This is a genomic window from Pseudogracilibacillus sp. ICA-222130, from assembly GCF_037892545.1.
Lineage (GTDB): Bacteria > Bacillota > Bacilli > Bacillales > Amphibacillaceae > Pseudogracilibacillus.
This window is the reverse complement of sequence record NZ_JBBKBG010000054.1, coordinates 1-8,865: the sequence shown is the minus strand read 5'-3', so window position 1 is coordinate 8,865 and position 8,865 is coordinate 1. Positions and strand designations below refer to the sequence as shown.

Annotated in this window: 9 protein-coding genes, 2 tRNA genes and 1 rRNA gene; 1 reads left to right on the top strand and 11 read right to left on the bottom strand. The window is 36.0% G+C overall.

Annotated features, from left to right (window positions below; all coding sequences use genetic code 11):
• Positions 1-14: 14 nt before the first annotated feature.
• On the bottom strand, positions 15-644 hold the full coding sequence (locus tag WKT09_RS13320) for a redox-sensing transcriptional repressor Rex (protein ID WP_340416496.1): 630 nt from the start codon (positions 642-644) through the stop codon (positions 15-17).
• Between the two features lie 33 nt (positions 645-677).
• Entirely contained in the window at positions 678-1,160 is a 483-nt protein-coding gene (gene moaC / locus WKT09_RS13315; RefSeq protein ID WP_340416495.1) for a cyclic pyranopterin monophosphate synthase MoaC, read from the bottom strand.
• Positions 1,161-1,304: 144 nt separating this feature from the next.
• Here moaC and WKT09_RS13310 point away from each other — a divergent pair, with 144 nt between their 5' ends.
• Positions 1,305-3,224: an ABC-F family ATP-binding cassette domain-containing protein gene (locus WKT09_RS13310; RefSeq protein ID WP_340416497.1), complete on the top strand. Its 1,920-nt coding sequence runs from the start codon at positions 1,305-1,307 to the stop codon at positions 3,222-3,224.
• 65 nt (positions 3,225-3,289) lie between these two features.
• Here WKT09_RS13310 and WKT09_RS13305 read toward each other — a convergent pair whose 3' ends face one another.
• The 9 genes from WKT09_RS13305 to rrf form a co-directional block, all read right to left on the bottom strand.
• Positions 3,290-4,465 carry an FtsW/RodA/SpoVE family cell cycle protein gene (locus tag WKT09_RS13305; protein ID WP_340416494.1) on the bottom strand — a complete coding sequence of 392 codons (1,176 nt, stop codon included), beginning with the start codon at positions 4,463-4,465 and terminating at the stop codon, positions 3,290-3,292.
• Between the two features lie 191 nt (positions 4,466-4,656).
• Positions 4,657-5,664, bottom strand: coding sequence for a tRNA (adenosine(37)-N6)-threonylcarbamoyltransferase complex transferase subunit TsaD (gene tsaD, locus WKT09_RS13300; RefSeq protein WP_340416493.1), 1,008 nt, complete (start codon positions 5,662-5,664; stop codon positions 4,657-4,659).
• A complete protein-coding gene (gene rimI, locus WKT09_RS13295; protein ID WP_340416492.1) occupies positions 5,661-6,113 on the bottom strand; it encodes a ribosomal protein S18-alanine N-acetyltransferase in 453 nt (150 codons plus the stop codon). Before rimI ends, tsaD begins: the two co-directional genes overlap by 4 nt.
• Positions 6,103-6,804, bottom strand: a complete 702-nt coding sequence (gene tsaB / locus WKT09_RS13290) for a tRNA (adenosine(37)-N6)-threonylcarbamoyltransferase complex dimerization subunit type 1 TsaB (protein ID WP_340416491.1) — start codon at positions 6,802-6,804, stop codon at positions 6,103-6,105. The genes rimI and tsaB overlap by 11 nt, the downstream gene beginning before the upstream one ends.
• A 2-nt stretch (positions 6,805-6,806) precedes the next feature.
• Positions 6,807-7,277 (bottom strand): tRNA (adenosine(37)-N6)-threonylcarbamoyltransferase complex ATPase subunit type 1 TsaE, encoded by a 471-nt coding sequence (gene tsaE / locus WKT09_RS13285; RefSeq protein WP_340416490.1) that lies wholly within the window; start codon positions 7,275-7,277, stop codon positions 6,807-6,809.
• 11 nt (positions 7,278-7,288) lie between these two features.
• A complete protein-coding gene (gene thiL / locus WKT09_RS13280; RefSeq protein WP_340416489.1) occupies positions 7,289-8,251 on the bottom strand; it encodes a thiamine-phosphate kinase in 963 nt (320 codons plus the stop codon).
• Positions 8,252-8,500: 249 nt separating this feature from the next.
• Positions 8,501-8,574 (bottom strand) — tRNA-Asp (locus WKT09_RS13275).
• A 15-nt stretch (positions 8,575-8,589) separates the two neighbouring features.
• Positions 8,590-8,666 (bottom strand) — tRNA-Met (locus tag WKT09_RS13270).
• 70 nt (positions 8,667-8,736) lie between these two features.
• A 5S ribosomal RNA gene (rrf, locus tag WKT09_RS13265) occupies positions 8,737-8,852 on the bottom strand.
• Positions 8,853-8,865 lie beyond the last annotated feature (13 nt).

The window sequence follows — 8,865 nt, the reverse complement described above, 5'->3', positions numbered from 1 at the left end:
TTTCGTGCTGTTTTTTATTCGTTCATCGGATAATTTTTTAAAAAGTAAATAAAAGATTGTAATTCCACTGACAAGTCGATATGGTGAATACGCACATCATCTGGAATTGTCAGTCTCGCAGGGGTAAAATTCACAATCCCTTTTATGCCGCAGTCAATTAAGCGATCTGCAATATCTTGTGCGGCAGCAGCTGGAACAGTCAAAATCGCTACTTCTACCCCATTTAACTTCTCCTCTAACTGTTCAATCGAATAAATTGGAATATTACCATTCTCCGTTTTAGCAGTTCTTTTCGAGCGGTCAAACGCCATAACAATTTTCGTATTATTACTTTGTGAAAAATTATAATTTATTAATGCAGTACCTAAATTACCGACACCAATTAACGCAACTTCTGTAATCGCGTCTTGTTCAAGTGTATCTTTGAAAAACTGCAACAAATACTCTACATTATACCCGTATCCTTTTTTCCCAAGTGCACCAAAATAGGAAAAATCTCTACGGATTGTTGCCGAATCTACTTTCACTGCATCACTCAATTCCTTGGAAGATACACGTGTTTTTCCTTGATTATGTAAATTTAAAATAAAGCGATAATATAATGGCAATCGTTTTGCTGTCGCTTGAGGTATTTTCTTCTCCATCCAAATCTCCTTCTCCTTCACGGTAATGACCAATTATCGTTTAAAGTCACCTGATTTCCCACCGGTTTTTTCCAATAAATATGTTTGTCCTATAATAATGCCTTTATCCACAGCTTTACACATATCATAAATCGTTAACGCTGTTGCTGATGCAGCAGTTAACGCCTCCATTTCAACTCCTGTTGAACCTTTCGTTTTCACTAATACGTTAATATGTAACTCATAGTGGGATTCCTCTTTTTCTTCCCATTCAAACGTAATATCCACACCACTTAATTGTAATGGGTGGCACATTGGAATCCAATTTGACGTGTTTTTGGCAGCCATCACCCCTGCAACTTGTGCTACTGCTAAAACATCGCCTTTTTTCATATCATTATTTGCGATTTTTTCATAAATTTCTTTATGTAAAAGTACACTCGTTTTTGCAATTGCTGTTCGATGTGTCACTTCTTTATTCGTAATATCAACCATCTTTGCTCGGCCTTGTTCATTAAAATGAGTGAATTGAGACATCCCGCTTCCCTCTTTCTTTCCATCGTTTCTTTTTAGTGTATCAAAAAAAATCGTATCTGTCTGATATAACTTCTTATTTCCGTCCCAGTCATTGCCTTTCTAGCCTAGAATACTGTACAATCATAGAAGATGAGGTGAACAATGATGATTATGATGCAATTAAGAAATATCGTAAAATCTTTTCTCGGAGATAATATCATATTAAACAATATACATTTGGAAGTTAAAAGTGAGGATAAAATCGCCATTGTTGGGAGAAATGGTGCTGGTAAATCAACTTTATTAAAAATTATGACAGGCGAATTACCGTATGATGAAGGAGAACTTTTCATTCACCGTGACGTCGAAATCGGGTATTTAGCACAACATAATGACCTACACTCGGAACGTACATTATGGGAGGAATTATTAACCGTTTTTCAACATTTAATAGATGAAGAAAATGAATTAATTGCCCTTGCTGAAAAAATTGAAGCCGTAAGTTCACGTGGTGATTATGACGAAAAAATGATCCATGAATATAGTCGACGCCAGGAGGCATTTGAATCAAATGGTGGATACCGTTTTAAAAGTGATATAAGAGGGGTCCTCATTGGATTAGGGTTCCCTGAAGAGCAATTTTCGTTAACCATCAATGAATTAAGTGGTGGACAAAAAACAAGGCTTGCCCTTGGAAAACTTTTATTAAAAAAACCAGAACTTTTAATTTTGGACGAGCCTACAAACCATTTAGACATTCGTACTTTAACTTGGTTGGAAAACTATTTACTGAATTACGATGGCGCTATCGTCATTGTTTCTCACGATAGATATTTTTTAGATAAAATTGTCTCGACCGTCTATGAAGTGACTTATCAACAAGCATTTAAATATCACGGAAATTATTCACAGTTTTTAACCATGAAAGCTGCAAACTATGAACGTGATGTAAAATTATATGAAAAACAACAACAAGAAATCAAGGAAGCAGAAGACTTTATTCAGCGAAATATCGCCCGTGCTTCAACGACCAAACGTGCCCAAAGTAGAAGAACACAATTAGAAAAAATGGTTCGTCTGGAACGTCCCTTAGGAGATGAATCGACCGCTTCTTTTTCATTCGAAGTGAATAAAACGAGTGGAAATGATGTTCTTTACGTGCGTGAGGCGCAATATACGTATGAGAATGAAGCAACACCTGTTTTTGAAAATGTTACATTCCATATTCATCGTGGAGAAAGAGTGGCATTAATTGGGGATAACGGTGTTGGTAAAACGACCCTTTTAAAAATGATTGTGGATAACAAGTCAGAAGAAATTCAACTCGGTTCTAATGTACAAATTGGCTATTATGCACAAGAACAAGAAAAACTAACAGAGACGAAGACCATATTAAACGAATTATGGGATGATTTTCCGAATAAAACAGAACAAGAAATTCGTACGGTACTCGGTACTTTTCTGTTTTCTGGGGAAGATGTCCTCAAACATATCCACACCTTAAGTGGAGGCGAAAAAGCACGTATTGCATTAGCAAAATTAATGATGCAAAAAGCGAACTTTTTAATACTAGATGAACCGACAAACCATTTAGATTTGGCGAGTAAAGAAGTACTTGAAACAGCATTGGAACATTTTGCTGGAACCATTTTATTCGTTTCACACGACAGATATTTCATGAATAAAATCGCCGATAAAGTTTTACATTTAGAAAAAGACGGCGTAACTACATACCTCGGTGATTATGATTACTATTTAGAGAAAAAATTAGAGCAAGAAGAAATTGCGAAGTTAGAACAAACAAATACAGTGGAAGTATTAGAAAAAGTCGCACCGAAACAAAATCTATCATTTCAAGAACAAAAACGACTACAAAGTGAGCAACGTAAGATGGCGCGTAAACTTGAAAAGTTAGAGGAAGAAATAGAAGTATTAGAACAATCATTAGAAGAAAAGGAGTTGGAAATGACATTACCAGAAGTATTAGATGATCATGAAAGATTACTTGAACTAGCAGAAGAATGTGAACAAATGAAAGTACAATTAGATGAAAAAATGGAACAATGGGCAAATTTACAAGATTAGTTGAAAAACAAAAACTGTTGCACCGTGGTCATGTAATATGCACCGCGTCGCAACAGTTTTTTCTATTAAAATAGGAAACTTTGTTGTCTTGAATGTTCGGTCGCTACTTTATATATAAGCGCAAATCCAATCATCGTTGATAAGGTCGTACTACCACCGTAACTAACAAATAAAAGCGGAATCCCCGTTATCGGCATGATTCCAATCGTCATTCCGATATTTTGGAATGTATGGATTAATACTAGTGCCATAAATCCAAAACATAAAAAGGATCCATACGGGTCTTCATCATAACTTTGCATCCCCAAAGTAACAAACCGATAAATAAGTAAGAAAAAGACGAATACGACCGCGGCACTACCGATGAATCCAAAGCTTTCTCCTATAATAGAGAAAATAAAATCCGTATGTGCCTCAGGTAAAGCTACCTCTGCACTATTCATTCCTTTTCCAGATAATTGACCAGAACCAATCGTTAATAAAGAACGGTCAATTTGAAATCGATCATCGTCTAATTGTTCCCCAGGCTCAAACCATGTCATCACTCGTTCGATTTGATATGGTTTAATTCCTAATACATTCGTTGCTATCTCTGGTAAATTGACAATTAAAAAGACTGCTAAAACGAGTGCCACAAGTCCTCCCAAGATTAAAGTGACGAGAATTTTCCAATCAATCCCAGATAAAATAATGAGCATTCCCGTAATAAAGAAAAATACGATAGATGTTCCTAAGTCTGGCTGTTCAATAATAAAAAGGACTGGAATCAATGTAATAATGATTAATTTTGCAATTAACCATAAATCGCTTTTCAATGTGGCAACCTCGTTTTTCTCCTTATGTTTTACGATAGTTGCGGATAAGTACATAATGAGCCCAATTTTGGCAAATTCAGATGGCTGAATCGTTAATGGAAACATCGGGCCATTGAACCAACTTTTTGCATTGTTTACTGGATAAGCCATAGAGCTCGGTGCAATCGCTAATAAAAATACCGATAACACTCCTAATATATAAATATATAAACTTACTTTCCGATATTGTTCTAAATCAAAAAATTGCATAACAATTAAAACACCTAACCCCATCGCATAATAAACGGCTTGTTGTAAGGCGAAGTTTTTATCAGGATATTGCCCTAATTGTTGTGCATTATAAATTGCTAATATACTAACCGTTATTAGTATTAGTAACATAACAATTAAATCAAGTTGTATATAATGTGATTGTTTTCTGGACATTTTGTCTAACCACCATATTCCCATTAAAATTCATAATGCTTCTATTATACCGTCCTTTTCTTTACATTTCTACTTATCAACAGATAAATGTTTACCATATTAACCATTAACAGGTATATCCACATCATTGTTAGCATCATATCAAAGTTTTACGTACTTATGCACATTACTGTGGATAGTGCTGTGTATAATTATGTTAAAAATAAGGACGCTTTTCCATTTAAATCCCAAGATGCAAAATGTTTTTTCTCATATAAAACTGCTCCAACTGCCGCAATCATAACCGCATTATCTGTACATAAATGTATTGGTGGAATTAATAATGGGATATCTGTTTGCTGAAAGCGTTCTGATAACGCTGTTCTTAAGCCTTTGTTTGCCGCAACTCCACCAGCGACGATTACTTGCTTTACATTCTTTTCTAAAGCAGCACGGTATGTCTTTTCCGCAAGCACTTCTACGACACTTGCCTGAAAACTAGCTGCAATGTTTTCCACAACTATTTTTTCTCCACGTTGTTTTTGATTGTGGATAAAGTTAATAACGGCCGATTTTAGTCCACTAAAACTAAAATCATATGTTCCTTCTAGCCATGCACGTGGGAAATTATATATATCTTCCCCCTCATGTGCTAATCGATCGATATGTGGACCACCAGGATATGGTAGTTGTAGAGAACGAGCAATTTTATCAAATGCTTCTCCTGCTGCATCATCCAATGTTTCCCCAACTAATTCATATGTGTCATGATCTTCCATATAAACTAATTCCGTATGACCACCAGAAACGATTAGAGATAAAAGAGGAAATTCAAATTCCTTTTCGATTCGATTCGCATAAATATGTCCGGCAATATGGTGCACAGGAATAAGTGGTTTATTTTTTGCAAAAGCTAAAGCTTTCGCTGCATTAATACCGACTAAAAGTGCCCCAATTAATCCAGGTCCTTCTGTTACCGCAATCGCATCAATATCATCCCATGTTACAGCACTCTGTTCAAAAGCTTCTTCCAATACAATTGTAATTTGCTCGACATGCTGTCTGGAAGCAATTTCCGGTACTACCCCACCAAACTGTTTATGACTTTCAATTTGGGAAGAAACGACATTTGCTAATACTTCTGTTCCGTTTTTCACGATAGCTACAGCTGTCTCATCACAGCTCGACTCAATTCCTAATATGATATTGTTTGTTTTCATTTTAAATTCACCCACATTAATAATGCGTCTTCCCCATTATCTTTATAATAATTTTTTCGAATGCCGCCTGTAACTAGACCAAATTTTCGATATAAATTTTGTGCGGTTTCATTTGATTCACGCACTTCTAATGATAGACGCTCTACTTGTTGATTCATTAAATATTGCACCGCAAAACCAAATAGTTTTTCTCCTATTTTATACCCACGATATTGTGGCAAAATAGCAATATTGGTTACTTGGGCATCTTCTAATACAACCCACAGTCCGATATAACCGATAATCTCTTCTTCTGATTCTACAACAAAGTATGTTGCATAATCATTATTCGTTAATTCTTGCACATATACCTCTTCTGTCCAAGGGGTTTGAAATGATTGCTCATCAATATGAATAATCGATGGAATATCTTCAACGGTCATCTTTCGTATCGCTAGTTTAAGTTTCATCTGACTGTTCCTTTTTTTGTTTTAATAAATTTGCCTCCGCTTCGGTTATACGTAAGTAATTTGGTGCCACAGTATGTGCTACTTCAGCCGTCTTCCTTAACATAAACATATTACTCGGACGTGGTGTATGAAAATTATTTTTTGGAAGATAGAAATGATTCATTTTCTTTGCTTCAATCATATCTTGAAAAATAGCTAAATGGGGGCTTAAAAACATAACTGTCTCCTCTAGGTCTGTTAATTCTTCAAGCCATGCTTCCATAGGCATATTCGTTTCTTCTTTCACTAATTGTAAAGAGGTTCCATCCGAATAATATAATGCTGTAAACACTGTTTGGCGACGTGCATCAAAAAATGGCACAATATATCCTTTTTGAAACACCCCATTATATGCTAATGTTTCTAGGCTTGATACAGGATAAATAGGTTTTTCCAATGACCATGCCAATGTTTTTGCTGTCGTTACACCAATTCTCGTCCCTGTATATGAACCTGGACCTTGACTAACAACAATAGAATCTAGTTGTTCTGGCGTCATTTGCACCTGTTCCATTGCATATACAATCGCAGGCATAAGACGTGATGAATGGTCTTTTTTTATATGTGTCATCCATTCTGCTACAACTTTATCATCCTTCTGTATCGCTACTCCTAACACATCATTTGATGTATCTATCGCAAGTATATTCATCGCTATTCATCCTCTTTCATTGCTTCAAATGCTTGTTGAACTTGCTCTTCTCTTTCTTCTGTATCAAGCTCTAACATAATTGTACGTTTTGTTTCTTCTACAAACTGAATCGTTATGTTCATTACATTCTCTGGTAAGTATTCATCTATAAACATTGGCCACTCGATAATGGTCACTCCATCACCATAAATGAACTCATCAAATCCAATATCTTCTTCAGAATGTTCTAAACGGTATGCATCTATATGATATAAAGGCATAGTCCCTTCATACTGTTTAAGGATCGTAAAGGTAGGGCTCGTCACATTTCGTTTAATGCCTAATCCTTTAGCTATCCCTTTTGTAAACGTCGTTTTACCAGCCCCTAAATCTCCTTCTAATGTAAGTACATCCCCACGTCGAAGTAATTTGCCTAAAGCAAATGCCAGTTGTTTCGTTTCCTTTTCATTATTTGTTGTAATTTGAAAAACCACTCTCGTTCCTCCTACTTTAAATGAACATACCCGTCCTTCGGTAATGGAACACTTCGTCCATCTTGTTTCATATATACACTGTGACCTGATTCATATGGTAACACTTTACCAATAATTGATATTTTTGTATTAGTAACCTTTGCAGCTTCTTTTAAAATATCTATATCATGTGCTTCTATTGTTCCTACTAATTCAAAATCTTCTCCGCCAAAATATTTCCAATGGTGTTGCATCTCTTGTGGGAATTGTGTCATGGAAGGATGGAGTGGAATATGTATATCATCAATTTCTATTGCTACTTTTGATGCTTCTGCAATCTCGTGTAATTCACTTGCAATTCCATCACTAATATCATTGAGAGAAACACGTTTTATTCTTTGTAAAGCTTGGGCAAATGCCACTCTTGGTGTTGGCATTCGATGACGTTGAATAAAGTATGCACGATCGATTGCATCCAATTCTTCTAACATTAAATGAAGGCCACAACTAGCGTCCCCTAATGTTCCTGTTGTAAAGACGATATCTCCCACTCGTGCATCATGACGATACCTCGCTTTATTTTTAGCAATCATTCCAATAATCGTTACAGAGATCGTTAAATGCTCTCCAGAGACTGTATCTCCACCAATTAAATCCATTTTATATTCGTCTGCTAATACCTTCATTCCATCATACAATGTATGTACGTCGCTTTCCACCATATTATTCGGAATGACGATAGATACTAAATAATAGGTTGGAATAGCTCCCATTGCCGCCATATCACTAATATTTGCAGCCAATGCACGATACCCAACATGAAAGTAGTTCATTGTCTTTTTAGAAAAATGAATTCCTTCTACAAATGTATCAACCGCTGTGATAATGTCATCATTTGTCCGAAATACTGCAGCATCATCTCCAATTCCTTTTATTAAGGACGCTTGGCGATATTGTTTTTGTTTTAATTGCTGAATCAATTGAAATTCATGCATTTCTTTTCAACTCCAGCTGACTATTTTTAATGAATACATTCGTATTTTCTCATTAAATCGCTGTAATTTCAATGTATTGTCACTAAAATTAGCGATGATTTATACGAATAACACGTATGTTGACGTTAATCAGTTGTGGTGAAAACTTCTACTTCTTCCCTTGCCATATTTTAAAATTTAAGGAATGAATTTGTATTTTTTGCATAAAAAAAATACATGTTTTTCAACATGTATATTATAGCAAAAAGGCGATCCGGACGGGACTCGAACCCGCGACCTCCAGCGTGACAGGCTGGCATTCTAACCAACTGAACTACCGGACCTTCTATGAAATTATTTGGTTGCGGGGGCAAGATTTGAACTTGCGACCTTTGGGTTATGAGCCCAACGAGCTGCCAGACTGCTCCACCCCGCGATATGATGAAATATACTTTTTTGTTTATGCTCGTTTTATACATATTTTAATAAAATATGCATAAAAACTTGCCTGGCGGCGTCCTACTCTTGCGGAGGTTAAACCTCGACTACCATCGGCGCTAGAGAGCTTAACTACTGTGTTCGAGATGGGAACAGGTGTGGCCTCTCTGCCATAGCTACCAGACAAATTTAATTGC

What these genes read in the sequence shown, in the direction of transcription:
- tsaD (WP_340416493.1), bottom strand. Translation starts at nt 5,664, where the DNA reads ATGAAAACAAACAATATCATATTAGGAATTGAGTCGAGCTGTGATGAG.
- WKT09_RS13310 (WP_340416497.1), top strand. Translation starts at nt 1,305, where the DNA reads ATGATTATGATGCAATTAAGAAATATCGTAAAATCTTTTCTCGGAGAT.
- moaC (WP_340416495.1), bottom strand. Translation starts at nt 1,160, where the DNA reads ATGTCTCAATTCACTCATTTTAATGAACAAGGCCGAGCAAAGATGGTT.
- thiL (WP_340416489.1), bottom strand. Translation starts at nt 8,251, where the DNA reads ATGCATGAATTTCAATTGATTCAGCAATTAAAACAAAAACAATATCGC.
- WKT09_RS13320 (WP_340416496.1), bottom strand. Translation starts at nt 644, where the DNA reads ATGGAGAAGAAAATACCTCAAGCGACAGCAAAACGATTGCCATTATAT.
- WKT09_RS13305 (WP_340416494.1), bottom strand. Translation starts at nt 4,465, where the DNA reads ATGTCCAGAAAACAATCACATTATATACAACTTGATTTAATTGTTATG.
- rimI (WP_340416492.1), bottom strand. Translation starts at nt 6,113, where the DNA reads ATGAAACTTAAACTAGCGATACGAAAGATGACCGTTGAAGATATTCCA.
- tsaB (WP_340416491.1), bottom strand. Translation starts at nt 6,804, where the DNA reads ATGAATATACTTGCGATAGATACATCAAATGATGTGTTAGGAGTAGCG.